We start from the raw sequence: 24,303 nt of genomic DNA, 5'->3' as shown, positions 1-24,303 counted from the left end.
GTTAACAATATAAAGAGGACGAGAATGAAAAAACTATTTATTGCTGCATTTATGTTTGTTTCAACATTTGGAACTAATGTAATGGCAGATGGACATGCGATTAAGATGGGGATTATTTTAGGATTTACGGGTCCTATTGAATCACTAACACCAGCTATGGCTGGATCTGCAGAACTTGCTTTTAAAGAAGCTTCTGACTCAGGTTCACTATTGGGTGGAAAAAAAATTGAAGTAGTAAGAGCAGACTCAACTTGTGTTGACTCAGCGGCAGCAACTGCAGCAGCTGAAGGTGTTATTTCACAAGGTGTAGCAGCAATTATGGGTGCTGACTGTTCAGGTGTAACTGGTGCAATTGCATCAAACGTTGCTGTACCAAATGGTGTAGTAATGATTTCACCTTCTGCAACTTCACCAGGATTAACAACTCTAGATGACAAAGGATTCTTTTTTAGAACAGCTCCTTCTGATGCTAGAGGTGGTCAAATTTTAGCTGACGTAACTAAGGATAGAAAAGTTAAAAGTGTAGCTATAACTTATACTAATAATGACTACGGAAAAGGTTTAGCAGATGTTTATAAAGCTGCTGCCGAAGCTCATGGTATTAAAGTTACAGCTGTTACTGCTCATGAAGATGGTAAAGCTGACTACTCATCTGAAGTTGCAACACTAGCTTCTGCTGGTGGTGATGCTATGGCTGTAATTGGATATCTTGACCAAGGTGGAAAAGGTATGATTCAAGCTGCATTAGACTCAGGTGCTTTTGACACTTTTGTTTTATCAGATGGTATGATTGGACAATCACTAGTTGATGCATTTGGAAAAGGTTTAAGTAAATCTTTTGGAACAATGCCAGGATCAACTGGAAAAGGTGCCGGAGTATTTGCTGACGTAGCAAAAGCTGCTGGTATTGATTCTTCTGGTCCATACACTGGTGAATCTTACGACGCAGCTGCTTTAATAGTTTTAGCAATGCAAGCTGGTAATTCAGCTGACAGAGCATCAATTGCAAAAAATGTGATGGATGTTGCTAATGCTCCTGGAACTAAAATTTATCCAGGTGAGCTTAAAAAAGGATTGGATTTATTAGCCAAAGGTAAAAAAGTAAATTACGAAGGTGCAACTGGAGTAACTTTTACTAGCGTTGGTGAAGCTGAAGGTTCTTTCTTAGAGCAAGAAATCAAAGGTGGAAAATTTAAAACTAAAAAACAAAGATAGTTAATATCTAATTTTAAAAACCCCAGTGATGAAAATTACTGGGGTTTTTTTAAAAATTATACAAAATTCTTAAAATACCAATTACTGAGACAGTTATCAAAAAATAAAAGACTACTTTTCTATAAGTTTCTTCTCTGCTTTTCACAAAGAATTTATTGCCAATAAAAACGCCTAAAGGTAAAATAATTATAAGAGGAACAGATCTATATATAGTAGTCATATCAACAATCCCTCCAAAATAACTCAAAGAAAATGCATAAGTGTCAGTTATAAAAAATAATGCTGCTAATGAACCCCTTATAAAAATTGGTTGCATGCTTGTAATAAGTAAAAACAAAGCCACTGGCAAACCACCTAAAGTTGATAACCCATTCAATGCACCAGAAATAGTTCCTGTTAAAATTTTTATAAAATTATTATCAATCTTTTTATTTGAATAACCTTTCATTAAAAGAATTGAAAAAAATATTATAATAATGCAGATCAATAAGTGAGTAAAATTTGGGGAAAAAAATTTCAAAAGATAAAGACCAATTGGTGAACCAATTGCAATTCCTATTAAAATTTGAAACACAAATTTCCAATTAATCTTATTCCAAATATAAGGAACCATAAAAATACTAATCGCTACTTCAAGTATCAGAATAATTGGAACAATTTCGACAGCTGGTAATATAAATGCTAGTCCTGAAACAGAAGTGGCCGAAAACCCAAAACCATTAAATCCTCTTATCGTAGATGCAACTAGTATAATCAAGCTTATTAGAAAAAGTTCCAACAAACTGAAATCCAGATAAGTTAAAAAGTTCATCTTTTTTTATCCACAAAATCTGCTCTTAGAGTTGAAATAATAATAATTATTAGAAAAACTACACAAACTAAATTCATTGTTTTCCAGCTAGTTAAGGTGATAAATATACCAGCTGATAAACTTGCAACTGCTTGAACTGAATATACTATAAGATCATTAAACCCTTGTGCCTTAAATTTCTCTTCTTCTCTATAAGACAAAACTAATAAACTGGTACCTGATATAAATAAAAAATTCCAACCAAACCCCAGAAAAATTAAAGCTATTAGATAATTAAAAAAATTTTGTTCAAATAAACTTGTTAAAATTGTAACTGAAAATAATATAACACCCACATACATTATTTTGCTATGACCAAATTTTTTTATCAAGTTTCCAGTTATTAGAGATGGTAAAAACATTGCAGCGATATGAAGCTGAATTACAAGTCCTGTTTTAGTTAAACTAATTTTTTCCATTACATGCATACTTATTGGTGTTGCTGTCATTAAAAATGACATTACCGCATAAGCAAATGCTGAAGCGACCAAAGCTTGTAAAAATCTTGGTTGTGAAACTAATTCTAAATAACTACGAGAAATTTTTTTATTAACATGGTTTCTTTTATGTCCGTCCTTGTAAAATAATAAAAAGATTGTTGAAGTAAGAGTTAAAGCTGCCAATGCAATATAAGATCCAGAATACAAATGTTCAGCTATAATGTTTTTTGTTATATTGGCAACATTTGGGCCTATAAAAGCTGAACCTATTCCTGCTAATAATATAATTGATATTGCCTTAGGTGCCATATCTTTTGGAACTGTTTCAACAGCTGCAAAACGATATTGATGACTGAATGCTACTCCAGCGCCAAGTAAAAAGTTTGCTAAGTTAAATAAGATAAAGCTTTCAATAATAATCGAATATGATGCTAACAATGCTGACAATGAGCTACCAACTGATGCAAATATAAAGCCTGCTTGTCTTCCAATTACACTCATAACTTTTGCTGCAAAAATTGCAAAAATAGCTATTCCCACAATTGAAAGTGCCATCGGTAGAGTTGCTAATAATTTTATAGGACTAAATTGAGAACCAATTATTCCACTTAAAAAAACTGTAACTGGTGCAGCAGTGAATGCAAAAATCTGACTTAAGATCAGTAGCCAAAGATTTTTGTTCATTAAAACATATACTTGTCTGCTATATACATAGCCCAAGCTATCGCGGCACCTAATATAATATATTTCATTGTAATTATTTAATCTCTATTTTTTCTGGAAGTATACCTTTTGGACGGTATCTCATTATTAACAACAAACCAAGGCCCATCATCAAATATCTAAAGTAAGGAACACTCTCAATTAAATGAATTTTCAATGCGTGAGTATCAGCCATTCCAGCTGTAAATAAATTAATTAAAAATAAAGCAATAGGAGCAGCTTCTATCCATAAAAACCAGACTGCAAATCCCCCCAAAATAGCTCCAAAATTATTACCACTACCACCTACTATAACCATGACCCAAATTAAAAAAGTATATCTCATAGGTCTATAACTTCCTGGTGTGAACAAACCGTCTTGAGTGACCAACATAGCTCCAGCAATTCCAACTATTGCTGAACCTAAAATAAATATCAACAAATGTTGTTTAACAACATTTTTACCCATAGCATTTGCTGCTTCTTCATTATCTCTAATTGCTCTCATCATTCTTCCCCATGGAGAATAAAGTGCTTTTTGAGTAACTATTAATAATGCTATTACTACCACTAAAAATAATCCTGAGTAACAAAGTTTTACAAAAACTGACGATCCTTCAATTACTAATTGATTAAGTGCAGCTTGTTTGTCCACTACATTAGAAATTAGATCTAATTTATTTGAATTAAATTTTGCAACTAGATTGATAAACCATTCCGTAGCTTGAAGATTAACCTCGTAAGGTACTGGTCTATCTAATCCTATGACATTTTTAACCCCTCTTGATAACCAATCTTCATGTTTAATTATTGCAATGACAATTTCAGAAATTAGTAATGTGGCAATTGCCAAATAGTCAGCTCGTAATCCAAGTGCAACCTTTCCAACTACAAATGCAAGCCCACCAGCAAAGAAAGCTCCCACTATCCATGAAAACATTATTGGTAATCCAAAGCCTCCAAGAAATCCTGTTTTAGCAGGATTAACTGCTTCAATAGCTTCAATGCCAGGTTCAGCAGTTACTCTAATAATTATAATTCCAGTAATAATGATTGATGCAATTCCATAAGTTCTAAAATTTGATTTAGCAAAATTCTTCAAGATGAAGCGAATAGCCAAAATCATTACGATAATGAGCCATAGGCACATCAAGATGTCGAAGCCACCTGCGCGCCACGCTTCTTGAACAGGATCAACTGATATTAAAACTGCAGCTAAACCACCCAGTGCAGCATAACCCATAAGACCAAAATTAATTAAACCAGCGTAACCCCATTGTACATTTGCTCCCATTGTCATTACTGCAGAAATTAAACACATATTAAAAATTGAAAGAGCAACGTTCCATGATTGAAATATTCCAACCAAAATAATTAAGCCCATCATTATTGTGTAAGCAGCAATTATGTTTAGATTTTTTCTCAAAGTACCTTACCTTTAAATATTCCATTAGGCCTGTATAACAAAACAATGACCAGTATGGAGAATGAGACAGCAAATTTATAATCTGTTGATAATAGTTGCACTAAAGTTTCAGGCTCCATGCTTTCTGGCAACATATACATAAAAAATTTCTTATATGCGTAAGTTATAAATATTTCTGAAAAAGCTATAACGTAACCTCCCAAAAATGCTCCAAAAGGATTTCCAATACCCCCAACAATTGCGGCAGCAAAAATTGGTAGCATGTTGTTAAAGTAGGTAAAAGGCTTAAAGCTTTTATCTAAACCATATAAAGCACCTCCAATTGTTGCTAGAATACCTGCAATAATCCAAGTAATCATGACCACTCTTTTAGGGTCAATTCCTGATAATAAAGCTAAATCCTCATTATCTGAATAAGCACGCATACTCTTTCCTGTCTTTGTTTTATTTAAAAACCAAAATAGAATTGAAACCAATACAAGTGTTACAAATATAGTTATTACCTGACTTGATTTAATTGCTAATCCTTCGTTAAGTCCTGTCATTTCTTTAAATTCACCCGCTTTAATAATAAATTTTTCTCCATCAAAAAATCTTCTATCAGATGGTCCAATTATTATTCTAACAACAGCTTGAGTTACAAACATTACACCAATACTAACCATCGCAAGTTGGACGGGAGGACTTTTGTTAACTCTATAATATCTAAAAACAAATTTATCTACAAAGAGCATGTAGCCAATCATAAAAATTATCGCAAACGGTATTGCAAGAAGAGCTGTTGGTAAAACACCTAAAGAAATTCCAATTGATTGAAAGTACCATGTGAATATAATAGTTACCATAGTTCCAAATGCCATCATGTCTCCAGTTGCAAAATTTGCAAATCTTAAAATTCCATAGATTAAAGTTACAAAAATTGCACCAAGCGCTAGTTGTGATCCATAAGCTAAGGCAGGAACAAAAATATAATTTAACAGTAATATAATTGCGTTTAATAAATCCATACTATCCTCCCAAAAAAGAGCTTCTTACTCTTGGGTCATTTAATAATTCTTTACCAGTGCCTGCATATTTGTTTTCACCAGTAACAAGTACATATCCACGATCAGAAATATTTAGTGCTTGTTTGGCATTTTGCTCAACCATTAAAATTGCAACATTTGTTCTTTTAACTTTAATAATGTGGTCAAATAATTCATCCATAACTATTGGAGAAACACCAGCAGTGGGTTCATCCAACATTAATACTGATGGCTTAATCATTAATGCTCTTCCAAGAGCAACTTGTTGTCTTTGACCACCTGATAATTCACCAACTAACTGACTTCTTTTTTCTCTTAGTATGGGAAATAAATCATAAATTTCCTCTATAATATTTTGAAAGTTATCATCTCTTAGATAGGCTCCCATTTCTAAATTCTCTTCAACTGTCATTCCAGCAAAAACATTTTTTGTTTGAGGCACAAATGAAATTCCAGCTCTAACTCTTTCTTGTGGAGAAAGTTTTGAGATATTTTTTCCATCAATTACTACAGAACCTGATTTTAAATCTAAAAGACCAAGCATAGCTTTCATTGCTGTTGATTTACCAGCTCCATTAGGCCCAAGAATTGAAACTATTTCGCCCCTATTAACATCAACTGAACAAGAATTAATTATATCAGGACCATTACCGTAACCACCTGTCATTTTTATACCTTCAAAAAATGCCATTAATTTTCATCCTTTAGTTTTGATCCTCTACCTAAATAACTATCTATAACTTTCTCATCTTTTTTAACCTCATCAGCAGTTCCTTCAAATAAGACAGATCCTTCAGCCATGACAATAACTGGATCACACAATCTACTAATAAAATCCATATCATGCTCAATCATACAAAATGTATACCCTTGCTCTTTATTTAGCTTAAGGATTGCAGTTCCTAGCTCTTTAAGTAACGTTCTGTTAACTCCCGCTCCTACTTCATCGAGTAATACTATTTTTGCATCAACCATCATAGTTCTTCCAAGTTCTAATAATTTTTTTTGACCACCCGATAAATTTCCAGCTAATTCATTTGATAAGTGGGTAAGGTTTAAGAAATCAACTACGTCCTGAGCTTTTTGTTTTACTGCTAATTCTTCAGTTCTAACTAAACTTGGTTTTAATAAAGCAGTCATTAATTTTTCTCCAGATTGATTTGCTGGTACCATCATTAAATTCTCTAAAACTGATAAATTTGTAAACTCGTGTGCTATCTGAAATGTTCTTAAAATTCCTTTTGAAAATAATTCATACGAAGGAACATCAGTCACATCTTCATTATTAAAAAGAACTTTTCCTTGAGAAGATTTTAAATTTCCAGCAATTAAATTAAATAAAGTAGTTTTACCTGAACCATTAGGTCCAATAATTCCTGTGATAGAGCCCTTCTTAATTTTTAAAGAGCAATCTGAAACTGCAGCTAACCCTCCAAAATATTTGGATAGATTTTCGATTTGTAAAATATTCTGTTGATCCATGAAATTTTATTTATTTAATCTTTTATGTATACTATTGAGAGTTTTCTCTAAAGATTTATAAAAACCAGCTTTTGTTAGTTCTTTAACACCTTGTTCATTTAATCCCTTAGGAGTCTGAGACTCTTTTACCAAATATTTTAAATCCTTTTTTGAATTAACAACAGCGTCTTCTGACAAAGCTAAAAATAAAAAAGTTATATATTTTTGAGCATTATCTCTTTTAACACCTCTTTTAACTAACCAGTTTGTCATTGAACTTAACAATTGATAAAAAGGCGCCATCATTCCTGAAGTAGACCAAAAATTAATAGATAATTTTTCATTTTTTATTTCAACAGTTGTTCCAACTTTGTCAAAGAATGCTTTAACTTTTTTGTTAGGAGGACAGATAGGTACTGGTCCTTTTTTTAGTGAAATTGGCGGCAAAGGTATAGCTCTTACAATTTTAGCTTTAACTTTTATTGCCTTTTTTAACTGAGATAAAGTTATTGTAGAAATAAAACTAATTATAGTTTGTGTTGATTTAAATTTTAACTCTTTGATTATTTTATCTCCTACTGTAGGTGTAACTGATAAAAATACCCAATCACACTTATTAACAATTTGTTGATTATCTTTAGCAATTATTACTTTTTTAAATCTTTTTTTTAAATTCTTGGCAATTCTTTTGTTTCTTGGTGAAATTATAATTTTATTAAATGAAATTTTAGATGTGCAAATACCAGTGATTACTGATGATGCTATTTTGCCCGTACCTATAAATCCTAAATTCATAAATTTTGGTTACTTTATATTGATTATATTCAATTAATTAATAAAAAAAGAGCCTCTAATTCTTAATAATTCTCTACTTAATTCTTCATTTTCTTTAAAAGGTTTTCTCCCATGAAGCCAAAAGTAATTATTAGCAATTATTGCAGATCCAACAGGTAGTTTAGTAATAGTTTTATTTTTACTTTCTTCTAAAGCATCTGATAATCTTTGTAAAAAATTACCTTGTTCCATATTTTTAGGCTCAGGAAATTGATCAATATAAGAAATATTAGGTTTGCCATTTTTATCAGATGAAAAAACTGAATGTTCTACTTTGTAATCTATATTTTTACTTTTAGGTGAGCCCCAAATAAAATTCTGTCTACCTACAGGATCATTATATAGATCCTCACAGTGTTCCCAATCATCAAGGTGTAACATTGCTGTCTCTCCACCTTCTACATTTTGTTCGTCAATTTTAGACATTAATAACCAGTCTGTAATTTCTTTAACATAAGTACCATCAGTATGAAGATCCATATTTCTATATGCTTTTCTTAAATACGAGTCACTTTTGTCTTCATGCTTCACAACAAACCGTGCGTAATATTTACCTGCCATAGAATCATGGTTAGGAATTCCAATTAAATGAGCAATAGCTGTAGAGAGTTTAACTAAAAATTTATCATTAATTTTTGCAGAAATATTTTTAGGGCCAATTACAAAACATCCTGTAGATCTATCTCTAATTATAGAATTCATCAGTTTACTAAGCTTATTTTCTGTCAAATCATCAAAACTTTTTGCAATAGTAAAACGAGTAAAAGGTTTAAGTTCTAATGCTGTTAAATCAAATTTATTGAATGGAAAAATAAGTTTTTCAATGATTTCATTTTCTATATCAATATTAATTATTCTTTTCGAATTATTGTGTTCTGAAATTGTTAAACCAGGAATTTTTTCCATTATAAATACTCACTTAGTAATGCCATCATGATAGCAGATATTACTGTTGGATAAACAAAATTTCTTTTAGATATAAAAAATATAAATAAGCAAAACAGTACTACTGTTCCTCTACTTAAATAGCTTGCATCAGATAACACTCCTACAGGAAAAATAATTGTTCTTGCAATCAATGCAGCTAAAGTTGAGTAAGCTAAACAATTAAACCATCTAAATAACTTTGAAGTTTCCTTTATTCCTTTTGATGAAATAACACCTAATAATCTAGAAGAAAAAGTAGCAAACGATGTAACTATAATTGCAAGAACTACACTAGTTGACACGTAATTCTCCTATAAAGTAAGCAATAGTTCCACCAATAAGTCCACCAAGTAAAATTGACCATTCTGGAGAAAAAAAATAAAAAATTGGCCCAAGTAATAAACCTAATATTACTGACGCCCCTATTTGGATAGTTTTCATTGCACCTACCATCATACATAAGAAATAAATTGGATTTAAAATTGCTAGACCCATCATGATATTTTTATCAAGATAGTCAGAGGTATAAAATCCAATGATAGTTCCAATTACAGCTGTTGTCCAAGTTGCACAACCAATACCAATCCAAAAATCTATTCTATTTTTTTTCTCAATACTTTTATAATTGCTCTTCATTATAAGCCATGCAGACACAGCAATGAAGTGACATGAGAAATAATATTTCCATTTTGGTTGGCTTCTATGAATCATTAATGGGAATAAAGAAACAGCCATTGGATATAATCGAGCATTAACAAACCAAACAGCTAAAAAAATATTTAATAATGATGCTCCAACTAACAATGACTCAGCCATTACCAATGAACCTGGTAAAGCATATGTTAACATTGTTGAAAAAATACTTTCTTGAATATTAAAACCTAAATTTTTAAGTAATGCTCCGATAGCTATAAAACAACATCCAAGGGCAAGTGCTGGACTATCTGGTTTTATTATAGATTTGAAGCCTCTAAAGAAAAATTCTTTATTAATCATTAGCCTCCAAGGAATAATCTACCAACATCAGGATTGTTTAATAAGTCATCCCCTTTGCCAGCGATAGCAGTTTGTCCTGATACAAGTACATACCCAATATCTGCAAACTCTAATCCCTTTTTAGCATTTTGTTCTACCAATATGATTGTTTTTTTTTCATTTACTTGAAGATCTCTTAAGATTTCAAAAACCATATCGATATATCTTGGCTCTAAACCAATTGAAGGTTCGTCTACCAATAACACAGATGGCTTCATAACAAGTGCCCTTGATATTTCTAATAATCTTCTTTCACCACCAGATAAAACTTTAGCTGGTTGATTTCTTCTATTTCTTAATCTTTCATATTTTTCAAAAATTCTTTCTGCCTCTTGATAAGATTCATCTGTATTTTCTTTTATATAACCACCCATCAATAAATTTTCTTCCACTGTCATATCTGAAAAAACAGAGTTATCTTGTAAAATATACGCAATACCACATGACTTGAGTTTTTCTGCTGGCGTTAAATTTGTAATTTCTTTTCCATCAATTTCTATTTGTCCTGAAAAAATATTTGTAAATCCATAAATTGAATGAAGTATTGTAGATTTTCCTGCACCATTTGGTCCAATCAAACATAAAGATTGGGCTTTGTTTACTCGTAGATCAAAATCATGAAGAATTTCCATTTTTCCATAACCAGCAGATAACTTATTAATAGTTACATGATTATTATCAGGAGATAATTTTTGTAACTCTTCTGGTCCAGGTGCTTTTCCTAATACATCATATTGGCTAGACATTATTGAGCCCCCAAGTAAGCATCTAATACTCGCTTATCATTTTTTATTTCTTCAGGTGTTCCATTAGCTAGCATTTGACCATGCGCTAAACAAAAAACTTTTTGAGCTAAGTTCATAATTACTTTCATATTGTGCTCAATAACCAATAAAGTAATCCCATATTCTTTATTTACTTTAATCAAACGATCAATAATTCCATTTATTAATGTTGGATTAATTCCTGCTGTTGGCTCATCCAATAAAAGCATTTTAGGCTCATTCATTAATGCCATAGCAAGTTCTAATAATTTTTGTTGACCAAAAGAAAGGTCTCCTGCTCTAAGCTTTCTTTTTTGGTGAAGACCAACAAATTTTAGTAAAGTTTCAGCTTTATCTGTTAAATCAGACGGTATTTTTTGAAATACAGTTAAAATTCCATCATTTTCTGGCTTATGGCTAATTAACATATTTTCAATACAGTTTAATTTTCCATAAATTCTTGTTTGTTGAAAAGTTCTTAGTAATCCTAATTTTGCAACAACAGGAACTGGTAATTCAGAAACTTCAGTTCCATCAAATTTAATTGAACCCTTATCAATGGGATAGGTTCCAACAATAGAATTAAATAGTGTTGTTTTTCCTGATCCATTTGGTCCAATTAATCCAACAATAGAACCTTGTTCAACAGACATTGAAATATCAACGTTAGCCTTTACACCACCAAAAGATTTACTAACTCCTGTTACATCTAATATAGACATTATTTTAATTCTACCTGTGCCTTTCGATCTGCCTCATCAATTGTTTCACCAAATTTTTCTGGGTATTTTTCTCTTAACCACCCCATTATTCCCTCAGGAAAGTAAACAACGATTACTACAATTAAAACTCCTAAAGCAACATACTGCCAACCTAAAAAGTATGTCCAAAAACCTTCTTTAAACAAATGAAAAACAGTTGCACCAACAAGTGGTCCCCATAAAGTTCCTTTTCCACCAAGAATTGCCATTAAAACCATGAACACTCCAAAAGTTGGTCCAGCAAATGCAATTTCTGTTGGCTCAATGTAACCATTAATATGACCCATTAAACCACCAGCTATTCCAACAAAGAATGCTGAAACCATCCAGCCAATAATTTTATATCTCATTGTATGAATTCCCATTGCCTCTGCTTTGTCTTCATTGTCTCTTATTGCATTTAAAACTAATCCAAACCTAGTGCTGTATGCCCATTTTAAAGTAACAAATGTTATAACTGCTAAAGCAAAACTTAAGTAATATAAAAATTGTGATGAAGACTCGTTAGAACCAAATCCTTTTGGCCAAACAGGAACTGTCATACCTTGACCTGCTCCAATAATTTCTATTCCTCCAGCTATTTCTCCAGCAGCAATTCCTAATGCCAAGGTACAAATTGCAAAATAGTGACCTCTTAAACCTAAAATTCCATAACCTATAACTCCAGCTATAATCATTGGGATTATTCCTGATAAAATTATTCCTACGCCAAAACCTTGGAAAAATTGTGGAATAGTATGCACAAAAGTTTTTTCACCACCAGCATCTGTCCATTCAGCTAATGAAAAAAACATTGCTATTTGAGTGCTCGATGCAACATACATTCCAATACCAAAGAATAATATATTGCCAAATGTATTGTAGCCCATTTGACCACCTTGAACATCCCATGTCATAGCTAGTACAATCAAAATATAAAGAAATGATAATTGAAGTTTGTAAGCTGGAAACAAAAATGCTCCAACTAATCCAAAAACTAATAGTCCTAAATATAAAAGAGTGTTTTTATTCATTATTTTAAATACTCTCTTTTTCTTGATAATTTAAACCTTCTGTAAACTAGTATAATTACTAGTAATGAAAATACTGCTGCTATTCTAAACTCTGTTCCAAGCAAATAGTCTGCCCATTCTTCAAATACCCCTAAACCCATTCCAGATATTGCTACTGCTGGTAAATTTCCTAATCCAGCAATAATTACAATCATAAAAGATCTGACGGTGTAGGGTAATCCCGTATAAGGATGAAGCGTAAATGTAATTGCTATACACGCACCCGCTATTCCACATAGAGCTGCGTTAATTCCAAAAGTTGCTGCATAAACTTTTTCAGTATCAACACCTAAAATCTTTGCTGCTCTTGCATTTTGTGCTGTTGCTCTTATTGCGCGGCCTAACTTAGATTTTCTCATATAAACAACAAGAATAATTGCTGATATTACGCAAACTGCCCCTGAAAATATTTTAGCATTAGGAATTGTAACCATATTATTAAATAACATGGTTGTTCCAAAATTTGACTGAGCAACAACAACATCTGCACCAAATGCAAAGTTCATTAACTGTTGTGCTAGAATACTTATTCCAAATGTTGCAAGTATTGATGTAAATAAATCTTTATCAACTACTTTGTTAATAACAAGTTTGTACATTCCCCAACCCACACAATACATAATAATTGGTGAAACAATTATTCCAAATGCTGGGTGTATTCCAGAAAGATACATAAAGTAAGCGATGTACCCACCCATGATTACTAATTCTCCTTGAGCAATGTTAATTATATTCATTACTCCCCATTGCAATGCCATTCCGTAAGCAATTAATGCAAACAAAATACCTAATAGTATTCCATCCATTGATGCTTGAACCATCAACATTGGTGCTTGGAAAATTAGAAAGTCCATAAATTCTTAAAGTGTTTATTAAAAAATGCCCCCTATTACTAGGGAGCATTTTGTATATTAGATATTATCTTTTAGACCAAGATGGAATTGGGTGTACCAACTCAGCAGATGCCCATTTTGTAGGAGCAACAACTTTGTTTTCACATTTACTTCCATCATCGTTACATGATACTTGGAAAAGCACCATTGGCTTAGATACGTTTTGACCACCTTCAGCAAATTTTATGTTTCCATAAAAAGTTTGCATATCAGTTGCAGCTAAAGCATCTCTTACTTTTTTAGTATCAAAAGAATTTGCTCTTTCGAACGCATCTTTGAAAACTAATAAAGCGGCTGAAGATTCGGCAGCTTGGTAAGGAGGCTCGTATCCAAACTTAGCATTAAAGTCTCCAGCATATTTCATACCACCACCAAAGAACTTATCTTTGTATGATAGAGATTTATGCCATTGAGAAGCACAAAGTGCATACTCAGAAGCTTTACCATGTTGTTTAGATAATTTAGCAGCATCACAGTGAGTCATTGCCAACATTGGTACATCAACTTTCATTTCTGAAATTTGTCTAACCGCTGTTAAAGCACCTTTAGTGTGACCTGAGACCACAAGAACATCAGGTTTAACTGCTTTTACTTTAGATAAAGTAGCAGCCATATCATTTAGCTCTTTTGGTAATTTATCATCAATAATGATTTTTGACTTTGTTCTTTTTGCAGCATCCACGATACCTAATCTCACGTCTTGTGAGAAAGCATCTTGTTCAAATGCCATTGCAATCTTGACTGGTTTACCACCATTTTTTTCAACTGCAAGGTCAATTGCTACATCAAGATATAAGTTTGCTGGTGCAAGCACTGCAAATAAATATTTATAACCTTTAGTAAATAACGATCTTGATGCACCGTTAGCTTCTACCATTGGTATTCCATATTTTTCAGTTACAGGGGCCATAGCTTTAGTTAAACCTGAGCTGTATGGACCAAGCATAAACTGAACACCATCTTGTTTGATTAATCTTTCTGCAAGTTGAGCTGCTCTACCAGAGTTTGACTCATCATCGTAATAAATGATTTCAAACTTGTAATTTTTTCCACCAACTTTAACACCACCCATGCTATTAATTCTCTCAACAGCCAAATTGTAACCGTTTTGAGTATGAACACCATTTGATGAATATTTTCCAGTTAATGAAACAGCTGCACCTAAAACAATTTTATCTCCAACAACCTTCGCGAAAGATACTGTTGAAGCTGAAATTAAAAGTGCAATTGCAGAAACCAATGTAATAATTATATTTCTGATTTTCATTTTACTTCCTTTATTTATTTTAAATTTAAAAACTAATTAAAACCTTTAATTAGACAACAAACAAGCTGGTAATAACAGGTTGCGACTTAATACTTTTGCATAAATACAATAATCATTGCAATAATAACTAAAACGCACGCTGAAATTGTATTTATAACTTTAGGATTAGCTTTTATCCAAACAATTAATTTTCTAGCAAGCACAGCGTAAGCCATTAAAGATAAAAAATCTAAAACAACATAGGTTGTGATTAAAATAAAAAATTGAACAATATAATTTCCATTAAAGTCAATAAATTGTGGAAATATTAATGGAAAGAACATCCATGCTTTTGGACTTGTGCCTGCTACTAAAAAACCATCTCTAAAAAAAGAAAACAAACTTTTTGACAAAATATTATCTGAGCTTACGTCTTTTGGTTTTGATTTATAAAGATCATACGCAAGATATAAAATATAAATTACTCCAACCCATTTAAAAACATTTAAAAAATTTGGATTATCCGAAAAAAAGATCCTATTACAAAAATTACTAGCGTTGCCTGAATAAAGTTTGCGGTAATATCTCCTAAAGCTGTCCATATACATTTTTGAATTCCATAATTCATAGAATATGAAATGATGACAATTCTAGGTGTTCCTGGGGTTATAAATAAAAACAATATTATTTGTAAAAATAAGAAATAATTTAAGGGGTACATTTTAAGGAAGATAGTCCAAAAAAACCGGGAGCTAAAGATGGCTAAGATGGACTATCAGTTTGCATAATATCATGCTCTAAAAAAAATGCATTAATCATTTTTTTCAAATATAAAGGATTTATGAAAAAAAAAGGTCACACCCCCATAACTAGAGTTAAAAATCCAGAGCCAAATGTGGATGACCCAGATTGGATCATTTGGGCCGCCTGGGCAGATCGGATCACTTTTGAGGAAATAGAAAAAAAGACTGGTAAGACAGAATCTGAAGTTATTAAGATTATGCGAAGATCTGTAAAACCTACCTCATTCAGATTATGGAGAAAAAGAGTAAATCAAAAAAGTATAAAACATAGAAAAAAATTTGAATATTCTAGAAAAGAAATTACTAGTAAAATAAAAAAGAATGATTATTTATAAACTATGAAAAATGTAACAATCTATACAGGGCCACTTTGTAATTACTGTGAAGCAGCTAAAAAATTATTAACTAGAAACAACGTTGAATATAAAGAAATAAGTATTGCGACAGTTGAAGGTGCTATGGAAGAAATGATTTCAAAAGCTAATGGTAAAAGAACTATTCCACAAATTTTTTTTGATGATCAACATATTGGTGGTTATGATGAAGCACGGGCTTTAGAAAAAGAAAATAAGCTTCAAGACCTTTTAAAATAAGACGAAATAAATAACTAAAAAAATTAAAGTATATTCAAAAAAACTTTTAAAAGTTGTTATTTGTTTTTCATTAAATCTTTGATTGATATATTTTTTTAATAAATAAAAACTAATATTCACTATCAAAACACCAATTATAATACCAATAACTGTAGATTTAATTGTAAAATTTTTATAACCAAAGTAACAAGCTGCAATTAAACTAAACCAAGAAATTTTTGTAATAAATATTTTAAATATTATTCCAGCCTTTTTACTAAACACTGATTGTGATTTTATTATTGAATAAGACCAAATAATTCCTGTTAAAAAACTAATATATTTAATTATCATTGTTAATTAAATTTTTGCTACTTCATTTTTTTTTAAAAACTAAGCAAACACCGTTATTACAGTATCTTTTTCCAGTTGGTTCGGGACCATCTTCAAAGATATGGCCATGATGCCCACCACATTTTTTACAGTGGTATTCAGTTCTAGCATAACCTAAATGATGATCAGTTTTAGTTTCAAACACATCAGGTAATGATTGATAAAATGAAGGCCAACCAGATCCACTTTCATACTTTGTATTAGAATCAAATAATTTTTCTCCACAGTTAGCACAATGAAAACTGCCTTCTCTTTTTTCGTGATTTAATTCACTTGTTCCCGCTAACTCAGTTCCTTCTTCAAACAAAACTGATTGCTGTTCTTCAGTTAAGTTAGAATTAATTTTTTTTGTCATTATTTATTCTATAACTCTTAAAGGTTTACCATCAATGCAAGCCTCAAGATCTTCAATCATTTGTGTATAAAAAATACTATAATTTTCTGCAGTAACATAACCAATGTGAGGTGTTAACAACGCATTTGGTAAAAATCTTAGTTTATTTCCTTCAGGTAAAGGTTCTTTTTCATAAACATCAATACCAGCTCCTAAAATTACATTGGTTGATAAAGCAATAATTAAATCATCTTCATTTATAATTGGTCCTCGAGAAGTATTAATTAAAAAAGCTGTTTTTTTCATTTGGTCAAACTCTTTAATGGTAATACAGTCTTTATATCTCTCTCCTCCTTGTACATGAATTGAGATATAGTCTGATGTTTTAATTAAATCTTCTTTGTTACATGGAAGAACTTCTAATTCTTTACATTTATCTAAATCTAAATTTTCACTCCAAGCCATTACTTGCATACCAAAAGCTTTTGCGATTTTAGCTACTTGTGAGCCTACTCTTCCAAGTCCAATTAATCCTAAGATTTTTCCTTTAAGTTCAAAGCCTACTGTTGTTTGCCAATAACCTTGATACATATTATCAATTTCAGTTTTAAGATTTTTTGACAATCCTAAAATCAAAGCCCAAGTTAATTCACAAGTAGGATTAAAGTTAATCTCAGTACCACAAACAATAATTTTTCTTTTTTTTGCTGCTTCTAAATCAATTGCTTTATTTCTTGAACCACTTGTGATGATATATTTAAGATCGTTTAGATTATCGATTAAATTTTTAGTAATAGGCGTTCTTTCACGCATAATTAGTAATGCTTCAAAATCAGCTAATTGTTCAATAGCATCAGCTTCATCTAAAAAGGGTTCACTAAAAATTTTAAACTCATATTTCCCTGATAATTTCTTTAAATCCACAAATTCTTGTGAAACATCTTGATAGTCATCTAATATTGCAACTTTAAGCATTTTGAACTTTCCTATTTGATAATAAAATTCCTGTAACAATGAAACAAGCTCCTAAGATATGATAAAACATAAATTTTTCATTAAAAAAAATCATAGCCATTATGGCACTGAATATAGGCATCAAATGCAAAAATACACCAGATCGATTTGCCCCTATCATAGATATACCTTTAATCCACAAAATAAATGATGCTAAACCAGGTAGCAAAACAACATATGATAAAATTAAAATGAATGGTTTATCTAGGTTAATTCTAAAACCAATTTGATACTCTATGAAATAAATTGGAATTAAAAATATTAATCCAAATGTCATCACAACTTGCAATAAACTTAATTGAGATAACTCATATTTTTGTCTTTTTAATAAAGTTGAGTACAAGGCCCAAGAAAACATAGCAACAACCATTGTAATGTCACCCTTATTAAAATCTAAATTTTTTAGAATTTCAAAATTAGCTTTGGTAATTATTATGATTACACCCAAAAATGAGAGTATTACTCCTATTATTTGAAATATATTTGTCTTTTCAATTTTTAAAATAAATGAAAAAAACATAATCATTACTGGAATGGTAGATATCATTAATACTCCACTTATAACCTGAGTAAAATTTAATGAATAATAAACAATAGAGTTAAAAATTGTAATACTTGTGACACCTAAAATTATAAACAATTTATAATTTCGTAATATGTATTCTTTTTTTTTAAAAATTTCAGGAATGGTAAATGGTGCTAAAATTAACCATGCAAAAAACCAACGATAGAAATTTAGTGAAAAAGGAGGTACTTCATAAAGACTTGCAAATTTTCCTACTATAAAATTTCCAGCCCAAAAAGTGACTGTTAATAACAAAAAAATATATGCAAGAAAATTTGATTTTTCTTTCACTTAACTAAATCTTAATGAGCTATAGGGTTTCAAATTTAGGTTTGTGTTTTCTTCAGCAATCATTCCTGAAATTATCTTTCCAGATATTGGTCCTAAAGTCCATCCTAAATGGTGATGACCAAAACAATAGAAAACATTTTTATGATTTTTTGATGGTCCCATAACAGGTAAAAAATCAGGCAATGATGGTCTAAAACCTAACCACTCATCCTCATGTTCGGGCAGATCTCCTAGCATGTATTTTGCATTGTTAATTAAATTTTTTACTCTTGATTTAGATAGAGGGTTATCTAATCCACCAAATTCAACTGTACCAACAACTCTTAAACCTTGTTCCATTGGTGTAATACCAAATCCTCGATTTGAAAATATTACTGGTCTTTTTAATAAGTGATCACAACCTTTAAAATGAACGTGATAGCCTCTTTCTGTATCTAAAGGTATTTTTTCATCTAAATTATCAGTTAATCTTTTAGAAAATGCACCACAAGCAATTACAGCTTTGTCAAATATATAACTTTGTGTTTCAGTTTTAAAAATTGGTTGTTCTTCATCAAAATCAATATCTTTAATATTTACTTTGTTAAATTTTCCACCTTTTTTCAAAAATAAATCAAAAAGTTTTAAAAGAATTTTTTTTGGATTTCTAGCGTGTCTTGCATAAGGATAAAAAACCCCAGCATGATAAAATGGTTTTATATGAGGTTCTAAATCATGAATTTCAGATTTATTTACTAATTGTTGCTCTACACCTAATTCATTCCTAATATTAATTTCTAGTTCTCTACTTTTTAAATCCTGGTCATTCCAGATATAAAGAATTCCTTTATTTTCAACTAATCCTTCTAATTCAATTTCATCAAACAGCTCATCATAAGCTGGCAATGCTAAATCTAAAATTTGATGCATATTTTTTGCAGTATGCATCATATTCTTGCTTGAAGAGTTCATAATAAATTTAATAAACCATGGAATCATTTTAGGAACATAATTCCACTTTAAGGCAAGTGGTCCAGATGAATTTAAAAGCATAGCCGGTACATCTGCTAACACATCTGGTCTATTAAGAGGTACAGAGGCATATGGTGAAAAATGACCAGCATTTCCATATGATGCAGCCGTAGTACCAGGATTATCTCTATCAAAGATAGTTACTTTAAAACCCTTTTTTTGAAGAAACAACGCATTAGAAATACCTTGTATTCCAGCACCTACAATTCCAACTTTAATGTTTTGACTCATTGAGCTCTTATACTAGTTAAAATTTTTTTTTGTAGTGACAAATTATACTTTTGAATATTATAAACCTGTTAGGAAATTGTTTGCTTATGATTAATTTTAGCACTTAATACAATTCCAAAACCAATCATAGTTGCTAGCATTGATGAGCCACCATAAGACATGATAGGTAATGGAGATCCAACTATAGGTAGCAAGCCCAACACCATCGACAAGTTGACTACAATATAAATGAAAATTGCAAACGCAAATCCAAAACAAAAAAGCTTAGCAAAATTACTTCTTGATATTGCTCCAATTCTAATAATTCTAATTATTATAATAATATAAATAAGCAAAAGTAAAACTGAGCCAAAAAAACCAAATTCTTCTGAAAATAAAGTAAAAATAAAATCAGTATGTTTTTCAGGTAAAAACTCTAAATAACTTTGTGTTCCTTTTAAAAACCCTTTACCACTTAATCCACCTGAACCAATAGCAATTTTAGATTGGATAATTTGATAGCCTGCTCCTAAAGGATCTCTATCAGGATCTAAAAAGGTAAGAATTCTTAGTTTTTGATATGGTTTCAAAAAAGAAATAATGAATGGTAGCGAAATTAAAAAAGTTACAAATGATATTAAAAAATATTTTATTTTAACACCTCCTAACCATAAAATAATTAATCCACTTGAAGCTATTAAAATTGAAGTTCCTAAATCAGGTTGAGCTAAAACTAAAATAATAGGAACTACAATCATTGTTAATGCAATAGTAATGCTCAAAAAGGAATTCACATCGTCAATTTTTAATCTGTGATAAAATTTAGCAAGACATAAAATAACACCAATTTTCATTAGCTCAGAAGGTTGAAGAACTATTAGATAAAGATTTATCCATCTTTGTGATCCTGATGCTTTTAATCCATAAATGGAAACCCAAATTAAAAGTAAGATAATAACAAAATAAAAAAAATAAGAGGTAATATGCCAAAATTTTATATTAAATAATGAAATGACTAGCATTAAAGGAAAAAAAATTAATAGTTTTATAAAGTGACTTTTGGTGTGATAAAGTACTTGGCCGCCATCAGTAGAATACATGACAAATACACTTATTACACAAAGTAATAAAATACTAAATAGCAATATATAATCTAAATTTTTAATTTTTTGAAAAAAGGTTAATTCTGAACTAAGTCTGTTGTGATGAAACATCTAAATATTAATTTCTTCAAAGTTGGGTTGTTTTTCTCTAAGTTCATCTCTATCAATTATTAATTTAAAAAGTTTTTTTGCCATTGGTGCTGCTGCTTTACTCCCTGATCCACCATGTTCAACAATTATACTTAAAGCATATCTTGGATTTTTATATGGACCATAAGCTACATATAAAGCATGATCTCTGTCGTTATATGGTATCTGTTCTATTTTAAGATCTAATTCACGCTCTCTTTTACTAATTCTTTTTACTTGTGCTGTACCTGTTTTTCCAGCAAATTGATATTTGGGGTCATCAATTCTTGATCTGTATGAAGTTCCCATAATTTCATTTGTTGAGCTAAACATAGCTTCTTGAATTATTTTTATATTTCTTTGATCTTTAAATAACTGACTATTAGAATTTATTAAACTTTGTTCTTCCATAGCTTTTTTGGCCTCTGCAAAATTTAATGGATTGTTATTCACTATAATTTTTGGCTTTATCGAATATCCACCATTTGCAATTTGAGCTGTCATCAAACATAGTTGTAACGGAGTCGTTTGAGTATATCCTTGCCCAATACCTGTTATTAAAGTTTCTCCTAATACCCAACCTTTTCCAAGGTTATTTTTTTTCCAGCTTGTATTAGGGAAAAGTCCTTTTTTTTCATTTTCAAAATAATCACCTAAAACTTTTTCACCCAGGCCAAATTTTTTTGCAGTAACTTTTAATCGATCAACACCAAGTAGTCTGGCAATCTCATAAAAATAAGTGTCACAAGACTGTTTCATGGCATTATTTAAACTGACAAGTCCATGACCTTTTTCTTTCCAGCAGTGGAAAGTTTGACCATAAAGTTCTGTTTTGCCAGTGCATCTAATTTTAAAGTTTGGATTTACTATATTATTCTCCAAAGCTGAAAGGGCTACTATGGGTTTTATGGTAGAACCTGGGGAATAAAGTCCTGAAAGTGTTTTGTTTATTAGTGGTTTTAAGGGGTTGTTTCTAATTAAAGCCCATTCATCTTTACTAATTCCAAATAAAAATAAATTAGGATTATATGAGGGTGAAGAATACATAGCCACAATTTCTCCTGTATAAATATCCATTACACTGATTGATCCAGCTTGATTTTTTAATAATTTCGCAGATAGCTTTTGGACTTCAGTATCTACTGTTAATCGAATTTTAGAACCTTGTTTTCCTTTTTGATATTCAAGTTGATTAATTCTTTTTCCATATGCATTAACTTCATATCTCTGAATATCGTTAGTACCTATCAAATAATTTTCTAGAGTTTTCTCTAATCCAATTTTTCCCACTTTCATACCTGGTACAAATCTTTCCTGGATTATTTTATTTTGTAAAATATCATTTTCATTTGGTTGACTAACATATCCCAAGACATGAGTATAAATATCATTAAAGGGATAATTTCGTGAGATAGTCATCACAGGTTTGGCCCCTGCTAAATCATATAAATAATTATTTACTTTTACAAATTCACTCCAACTTAAATTTTCAGAAACAATAATACTTTCCCAAGGTTTCAACTGTTTCTTATTTTTTAAGATATTAGAAATTTTTTTATCACTTAACTTTAATAAAACTTTTAATCTTGATAGTAAATAGTTGAAACTTTCTACTTGCTCAGGAATTATATGAAGTTGATAAACTTTTAAGTTCCCTGCAATTACATTTCCAAAATAATCAACAATATTTCCTCTAGTTGGAGGCAACTTCCATTCTCTAATTCTATTTTTATCTGAAAGTGTAAGATATTTTGTATTCTCATTAATTTGTAATGAAAATAATCGAGCAATTATTCCTGTAAATATTATAACTTTAGCGGCACCAATAATAAACATTCTTCTATTAATGATGTCTGCTTTTCTTATACCTGAACCTTCTTTAATCATTTATTATAGTTACTATTTTTTTATTTATATAATTGAATATGACAAAAAATAATGGATAAAATAAAAAAGTAAAACCTGAGTTAATTAAATAGCTCATGTAATTAATCTCAATTAAAAAAATCAAATCTAAAATTGTAATCTGAATTGAATTAATTAATAAAATTGTAAACAAGAACGATAACCAATCATTAATAAAATTTGGACTTAAGGTTATATTTCTTAGGTATGCTGTAACTAAGCAAATTAATAAATAACAAAAACCGCTAATACCTACTGGTGTCCCAACAATAACATCATTTATTATTCCTGCTAAAAATATAGAAACGTAACCAAGGTGATTTGGATTTTTTAATGTCCAGAAAAAAATTAATATATGTACAAAGTTAAAAGAAAAGTATTCAATTTTTAAAAAATTAAAATCAAATTCGTTGAATACTGAAACAAACAAAATTACTATTGGAAAGTAAGAATAAGATAGGTTTAAAACAGAGAATCTATTTAATGATGACATTAATTAGCACCTTGAATGCTATAAGAAATTATATTTACATATTCTAATTGATTAAAATCAGAAAAAAAATTAATTTTTGTAATTTTATCTCTAGCAATTTTTCCTATTGGCAATCCTGGTTTAAATAACCCTCCAAGTCCTGAGGTATAAACGACAATATCACTTGTATTAACTTTATTTTTGTATTCTTTTTTTGTGTACTCGATTTTTCCATAATCCTTTCCTGTTCCTGAAGCTACTGCCTGCAGCCCTATAGGCTCTAGAAGTACTGGAATTTTACTATTTAGATCTGACAAAAGTAACACTCTTGAATTAGTATAATTTACCTCAATCACCTTTCCTACAAGATAGGCTTGGTCTACTACGGTCATACCAATTTTGACTTTATCTTTACTTCCTTTGTTTAAAACAATTGATCTTAAAAATGGACTTTTTTTATCAATTAAAACTTTAGCTAATATCTTATCTGACTCTATACTTTCATTAATTAATTTTCTTAATTTTTTATTTTCTAATTTTAGATATTCATTTGATAGTTTTTTTTGTTTTAAATTTTCCAACTCTTTTTCAATAATTTTATAATTATCATAAATTTCTAAATGATTTTTTATTTGAGTATCGAATTTTTTAATTCTATTTTCGGGTACTGAAATTAAAAATGAAGATCTATAAACAACTTCATTAATTCCTATTTTTATAAACTTGATAATTTTAAAATCTAAATTACTAAAAATAATTACAACTATTGACAAAAATAATAAGGTTAACAGTGAAAACTTTTGCTTATCTTTTTTTTTTAAAAATGCAGATCTAAAGGCTATAACAAAATCATCTCTGTTTGTAGCCATT

Annotated in this window: 28 protein-coding genes; 3 read left to right on the top strand and 25 right to left on the bottom strand. The window is 30.3% G+C overall.

What is annotated here, in order from left to right:
• The first annotated feature begins 24 nt into the window (after positions 1-24).
• Positions 25-1,215 (top strand): ABC transporter substrate-binding protein, encoded by a 1,191-nt coding sequence (locus ACIJYE_RS01450; protein WP_435090711.1) that lies wholly within the window; start codon positions 25-27, stop codon positions 1,213-1,215.
• 49 nt (positions 1,216-1,264) lie between these two features.
• Here the strand turns inward: ACIJYE_RS01450 and ACIJYE_RS01445 are convergent, their stop codons facing one another.
• The 16 genes from ACIJYE_RS01445 to ACIJYE_RS01370 form a co-directional block, all read right to left on the bottom strand.
• Positions 1,265-2,026, bottom strand: a complete 762-nt coding sequence (locus ACIJYE_RS01445) for a sulfite exporter TauE/SafE family protein (protein WP_435090710.1) — start codon at positions 2,024-2,026, stop codon at positions 1,265-1,267.
• Positions 2,023-3,189 carry an MFS transporter gene (locus ACIJYE_RS01440; RefSeq protein ID WP_435090709.1) on the bottom strand — a complete coding sequence of 389 codons (1,167 nt, stop codon included), beginning with the start codon at positions 3,187-3,189 and terminating at the stop codon, positions 2,023-2,025. The genes ACIJYE_RS01445 and ACIJYE_RS01440 overlap by 4 nt, the downstream gene beginning before the upstream one ends.
• A gap of 73 nt (positions 3,190-3,262) precedes the next feature.
• Positions 3,263-4,594 carry a branched-chain amino acid ABC transporter permease gene (locus ACIJYE_RS01435; RefSeq protein WP_435091247.1) on the bottom strand — a complete coding sequence of 444 codons (1,332 nt, stop codon included), beginning with the start codon at positions 4,592-4,594 and terminating at the stop codon, positions 3,263-3,265.
• A 35-nt stretch (positions 4,595-4,629) separates the two neighbouring features.
• Positions 4,630-5,640 (bottom strand): branched-chain amino acid ABC transporter permease, encoded by a 1,011-nt coding sequence (locus ACIJYE_RS01430; RefSeq protein ID WP_435090707.1) that lies wholly within the window; start codon positions 5,638-5,640, stop codon positions 4,630-4,632.
• A gap of 1 nt (position 5,641) precedes the next feature.
• The gene (locus tag ACIJYE_RS01425) at positions 5,642-6,349 is read right to left on the bottom strand and encodes an ABC transporter ATP-binding protein (RefSeq protein ID WP_435090706.1); all 708 of its coding nucleotides are present in this window, start codon (positions 6,347-6,349) and stop codon (positions 5,642-5,644) included.
• The gene (locus ACIJYE_RS01420; protein WP_435090704.1) at positions 6,349-7,140 is read right to left on the bottom strand and encodes an ABC transporter ATP-binding protein; all 792 of its coding nucleotides are present in this window, start codon (positions 7,138-7,140) and stop codon (positions 6,349-6,351) included. The genes ACIJYE_RS01425 and ACIJYE_RS01420 overlap by 1 nt, the downstream gene beginning before the upstream one ends.
• A gap of 6 nt (positions 7,141-7,146) precedes the next feature.
• Positions 7,147-7,914: a pyrroline-5-carboxylate reductase gene (locus ACIJYE_RS01415; protein ID WP_435090702.1), complete on the bottom strand. Its 768-nt coding sequence runs from the start codon at positions 7,912-7,914 to the stop codon at positions 7,147-7,149.
• Positions 7,915-7,947: 33 nt separating this feature from the next.
• Positions 7,948-8,859, bottom strand: coding sequence for a glutarate dioxygenase GlaH (glaH, locus tag ACIJYE_RS01410; protein WP_435090701.1), 912 nt, complete (start codon positions 8,857-8,859; stop codon positions 7,948-7,950).
• Positions 8,859-9,182 (bottom strand): AzlD domain-containing protein, encoded by a 324-nt coding sequence (locus ACIJYE_RS01405; protein WP_435090700.1) that lies wholly within the window; start codon positions 9,180-9,182, stop codon positions 8,859-8,861. The genes glaH and ACIJYE_RS01405 overlap by 1 nt, the downstream gene beginning before the upstream one ends.
• Positions 9,172-9,876 (bottom strand): AzlC family ABC transporter permease, encoded by a 705-nt coding sequence (locus tag ACIJYE_RS01400; protein WP_435090698.1) that lies wholly within the window; start codon positions 9,874-9,876, stop codon positions 9,172-9,174. Before ACIJYE_RS01400 ends, ACIJYE_RS01405 begins: the two co-directional genes overlap by 11 nt.
• Positions 9,876-10,661, bottom strand: coding sequence for an ABC transporter ATP-binding protein (locus ACIJYE_RS01395; RefSeq protein WP_435090697.1), 786 nt, complete (start codon positions 10,659-10,661; stop codon positions 9,876-9,878). Before ACIJYE_RS01395 ends, ACIJYE_RS01400 begins: the two co-directional genes overlap by 1 nt.
• On the bottom strand, positions 10,661-11,401 hold the full coding sequence (locus ACIJYE_RS01390) for an ABC transporter ATP-binding protein (RefSeq protein ID WP_435090695.1): 741 nt from the start codon (positions 11,399-11,401) through the stop codon (positions 10,661-10,663). Before ACIJYE_RS01390 ends, ACIJYE_RS01395 begins: the two co-directional genes overlap by 1 nt.
• Entirely contained in the window at positions 11,401-12,453 is a 1,053-nt protein-coding gene (locus ACIJYE_RS01385) for a branched-chain amino acid ABC transporter permease (RefSeq protein WP_435090693.1), read from the bottom strand. Before ACIJYE_RS01385 ends, ACIJYE_RS01390 begins: the two co-directional genes overlap by 1 nt.
• On the bottom strand, positions 12,453-13,346 hold the full coding sequence (locus ACIJYE_RS01380; RefSeq protein WP_435090691.1) for a branched-chain amino acid ABC transporter permease: 894 nt from the start codon (positions 13,344-13,346) through the stop codon (positions 12,453-12,455). Before ACIJYE_RS01380 ends, ACIJYE_RS01385 begins: the two co-directional genes overlap by 1 nt.
• Positions 13,347-13,410: 64 nt before the next feature.
• The gene (locus ACIJYE_RS01375; protein WP_435090690.1) at positions 13,411-14,652 is read right to left on the bottom strand and encodes an amino acid ABC transporter substrate-binding protein; all 1,242 of its coding nucleotides are present in this window, start codon (positions 14,650-14,652) and stop codon (positions 13,411-13,413) included.
• Between the two features lie 86 nt (positions 14,653-14,738).
• The gene (locus ACIJYE_RS01370) at positions 14,739-15,233 is read right to left on the bottom strand and encodes a LysE family translocator (RefSeq protein WP_435090689.1); all 495 of its coding nucleotides are present in this window, start codon (positions 15,231-15,233) and stop codon (positions 14,739-14,741) included.
• 239 nt (positions 15,234-15,472) lie between these two features.
• Here ACIJYE_RS01370 and ACIJYE_RS01365 point away from each other — a divergent pair, with 239 nt between their 5' ends.
• On the top strand, positions 15,473-15,769 hold the full coding sequence (locus ACIJYE_RS01365; protein WP_435090688.1) for a TIGR03643 family protein: 297 nt from the start codon (positions 15,473-15,475) through the stop codon (positions 15,767-15,769).
• A gap of 3 nt (positions 15,770-15,772) precedes the next feature.
• Positions 15,773-16,027, top strand: coding sequence for a glutaredoxin 3 (gene grxC / locus ACIJYE_RS01360; protein WP_435090686.1), 255 nt, complete (start codon positions 15,773-15,775; stop codon positions 16,025-16,027).
• Here grxC and ACIJYE_RS01355 read toward each other — a convergent pair.
• The 9 genes from ACIJYE_RS01355 to mreC all read right to left on the bottom strand — a co-directional run bounded on the left by ACIJYE_RS01355 (position 16,019) and on the right by mreC (position 24,302).
• The gene (locus ACIJYE_RS01355) at positions 16,019-16,360 is read right to left on the bottom strand and encodes a hypothetical protein (RefSeq protein ID WP_435090684.1); all 342 of its coding nucleotides are present in this window, start codon (positions 16,358-16,360) and stop codon (positions 16,019-16,021) included. The genes grxC and ACIJYE_RS01355 overlap by 9 nt on opposite strands.
• A 22-nt stretch (positions 16,361-16,382) precedes the next feature.
• Entirely contained in the window at positions 16,383-16,754 is a 372-nt protein-coding gene (gene msrB, locus ACIJYE_RS01350) for a peptide-methionine (R)-S-oxide reductase MsrB (protein ID WP_435090682.1), read from the bottom strand.
• Positions 16,755-16,757: 3 nt separating this feature from the next.
• Complete coding sequence (locus tag ACIJYE_RS01345; RefSeq protein WP_435090680.1) at positions 16,758-17,708, bottom strand: D-2-hydroxyacid dehydrogenase family protein; 951 nt, start codon at positions 17,706-17,708, stop codon at positions 16,758-16,760.
• The gene (locus ACIJYE_RS01340; RefSeq protein WP_435090678.1) at positions 17,701-18,603 is read right to left on the bottom strand and encodes a DMT family transporter; all 903 of its coding nucleotides are present in this window, start codon (positions 18,601-18,603) and stop codon (positions 17,701-17,703) included. Before ACIJYE_RS01340 ends, ACIJYE_RS01345 begins: the two co-directional genes overlap by 8 nt.
• The gene (locus tag ACIJYE_RS01335) at positions 18,604-19,845 is read right to left on the bottom strand and encodes an NAD(P)/FAD-dependent oxidoreductase (RefSeq protein WP_435090674.1); all 1,242 of its coding nucleotides are present in this window, start codon (positions 19,843-19,845) and stop codon (positions 18,604-18,606) included.
• 68 nt (positions 19,846-19,913) lie between these two features.
• Positions 19,914-21,038, bottom strand: coding sequence for a rod shape-determining protein RodA (gene rodA, locus ACIJYE_RS01330; RefSeq protein WP_435090672.1), 1,125 nt, complete (start codon positions 21,036-21,038; stop codon positions 19,914-19,916).
• Positions 21,039-22,943 carry a penicillin-binding protein 2 gene (mrdA, locus tag ACIJYE_RS01325; protein WP_435090670.1) on the bottom strand — a complete coding sequence of 635 codons (1,905 nt, stop codon included), beginning with the start codon at positions 22,941-22,943 and terminating at the stop codon, positions 21,039-21,041.
• Positions 22,936-23,454, bottom strand: a complete 519-nt coding sequence (gene mreD, locus ACIJYE_RS01320) for a rod shape-determining protein MreD (protein WP_435090668.1) — start codon at positions 23,452-23,454, stop codon at positions 22,936-22,938. The genes mrdA and mreD overlap by 8 nt, the downstream gene beginning before the upstream one ends.
• On the bottom strand, positions 23,454-24,302 hold the full coding sequence (gene mreC / locus ACIJYE_RS01315; protein WP_435090666.1) for a rod shape-determining protein MreC: 849 nt from the start codon (positions 24,300-24,302) through the stop codon (positions 23,454-23,456). The genes mreD and mreC overlap by 1 nt, the downstream gene beginning before the upstream one ends.
• Position 24,303: the final 1 nt, after the last annotated feature.

Source organism: Candidatus Pelagibacter bacterium nBUS_30, assembly GCF_051201245.1.
Taxonomy (GTDB): domain Bacteria; phylum Pseudomonadota; class Alphaproteobacteria; order Pelagibacterales; family Pelagibacteraceae; genus Pelagibacter.
This window is presented reverse-complemented; position numbering and strand designations above follow the sequence as displayed.

What these genes read in the sequence shown, in the direction of transcription:
- ACIJYE_RS01450 (WP_435090711.1), top strand. Translation starts at nt 25, where the DNA reads ATGAAAAAACTATTTATTGCTGCATTTATGTTTGTTTCAACATTTGGA.
- ACIJYE_RS01445 (WP_435090710.1), bottom strand. Translation starts at nt 2,026, where the DNA reads ATGAACTTTTTAACTTATCTGGATTTCAGTTTGTTGGAACTTTTTCTA.
- ACIJYE_RS01440 (WP_435090709.1), bottom strand. Translation starts at nt 3,189, where the DNA reads ATGAACAAAAATCTTTGGCTACTGATCTTAAGTCAGATTTTTGCATTC.
- ACIJYE_RS01435 (WP_435091247.1), bottom strand. Translation starts at nt 4,594, where the DNA reads ATGATGGGCTTAATTATTTTGGTTGGAATATTTCAATCATGGAACGTT.
- ACIJYE_RS01430 (WP_435090707.1), bottom strand. Translation starts at nt 5,640, where the DNA reads ATGGATTTATTAAACGCAATTATATTACTGTTAAATTATATTTTTGTT.
- ACIJYE_RS01425 (WP_435090706.1), bottom strand. Translation starts at nt 6,349, where the DNA reads ATGGCATTTTTTGAAGGTATAAAAATGACAGGTGGTTACGGTAATGGT.
- ACIJYE_RS01420 (WP_435090704.1), bottom strand. Translation starts at nt 7,140, where the DNA reads ATGGATCAACAGAATATTTTACAAATCGAAAATCTATCCAAATATTTT.
- ACIJYE_RS01415 (WP_435090702.1), bottom strand. Translation starts at nt 7,914, where the DNA reads ATGAATTTAGGATTTATAGGTACGGGCAAAATAGCATCATCAGTAATC.
- glaH (WP_435090701.1), bottom strand. Translation starts at nt 8,859, where the DNA reads ATGGAAAAAATTCCTGGTTTAACAATTTCAGAACACAATAATTCGAAA.
- ACIJYE_RS01400 (WP_435090698.1), bottom strand. Translation starts at nt 9,876, where the DNA reads ATGATTAATAAAGAATTTTTCTTTAGAGGCTTCAAATCTATAATAAAA.
- ACIJYE_RS01395 (WP_435090697.1), bottom strand. Translation starts at nt 10,661, where the DNA reads ATGTCTAGCCAATATGATGTATTAGGAAAAGCACCTGGACCAGAAGAG.
- ACIJYE_RS01390 (WP_435090695.1), bottom strand. Translation starts at nt 11,401, where the DNA reads ATGTCTATATTAGATGTAACAGGAGTTAGTAAATCTTTTGGTGGTGTA.
- ACIJYE_RS01385 (WP_435090693.1), bottom strand. Translation starts at nt 12,453, where the DNA reads ATGAATAAAAACACTCTTTTATATTTAGGACTATTAGTTTTTGGATTA.
- ACIJYE_RS01380 (WP_435090691.1), bottom strand. Translation starts at nt 13,346, where the DNA reads ATGGACTTTCTAATTTTCCAAGCACCAATGTTGATGGTTCAAGCATCA.
- ACIJYE_RS01375 (WP_435090690.1), bottom strand. Translation starts at nt 14,652, where the DNA reads ATGAAAATCAGAAATATAATTATTACATTGGTTTCTGCAATTGCACTT.
- ACIJYE_RS01370 (WP_435090689.1), bottom strand. Translation starts at nt 15,233, where the DNA reads ATGGACAGCTTTAGGAGATATTACCGCAAACTTTATTCAGGCAACGCT.
- ACIJYE_RS01365 (WP_435090688.1), top strand. Translation starts at nt 15,473, where the DNA reads ATGAAAAAAAAAGGTCACACCCCCATAACTAGAGTTAAAAATCCAGAG.
- grxC (WP_435090686.1), top strand. Translation starts at nt 15,773, where the DNA reads ATGAAAAATGTAACAATCTATACAGGGCCACTTTGTAATTACTGTGAA.
- ACIJYE_RS01355 (WP_435090684.1), bottom strand. Translation starts at nt 16,360, where the DNA reads ATGATAATTAAATATATTAGTTTTTTAACAGGAATTATTTGGTCTTAT.
- msrB (WP_435090682.1), bottom strand. Translation starts at nt 16,754, where the DNA reads ATGACAAAAAAAATTAATTCTAACTTAACTGAAGAACAGCAATCAGTT.
- ACIJYE_RS01345 (WP_435090680.1), bottom strand. Translation starts at nt 17,708, where the DNA reads ATGCTTAAAGTTGCAATATTAGATGACTATCAAGATGTTTCACAAGAA.
- ACIJYE_RS01335 (WP_435090674.1), bottom strand. Translation starts at nt 19,845, where the DNA reads ATGAGTCAAAACATTAAAGTTGGAATTGTAGGTGCTGGAATACAAGGT.
- rodA (WP_435090672.1), bottom strand. Translation starts at nt 21,038, where the DNA reads ATGTTTCATCACAACAGACTTAGTTCAGAATTAACCTTTTTTCAAAAA.
- mrdA (WP_435090670.1), bottom strand. Translation starts at nt 22,943, where the DNA reads ATGATTAAAGAAGGTTCAGGTATAAGAAAAGCAGACATCATTAATAGA.
- mreD (WP_435090668.1), bottom strand. Translation starts at nt 23,454, where the DNA reads ATGTCATCATTAAATAGATTCTCTGTTTTAAACCTATCTTATTCTTAC.
- mreC (WP_435090666.1), bottom strand. Translation starts at nt 24,302, where the DNA reads ATGGCTACAAACAGAGATGATTTTGTTATAGCCTTTAGATCTGCATTT.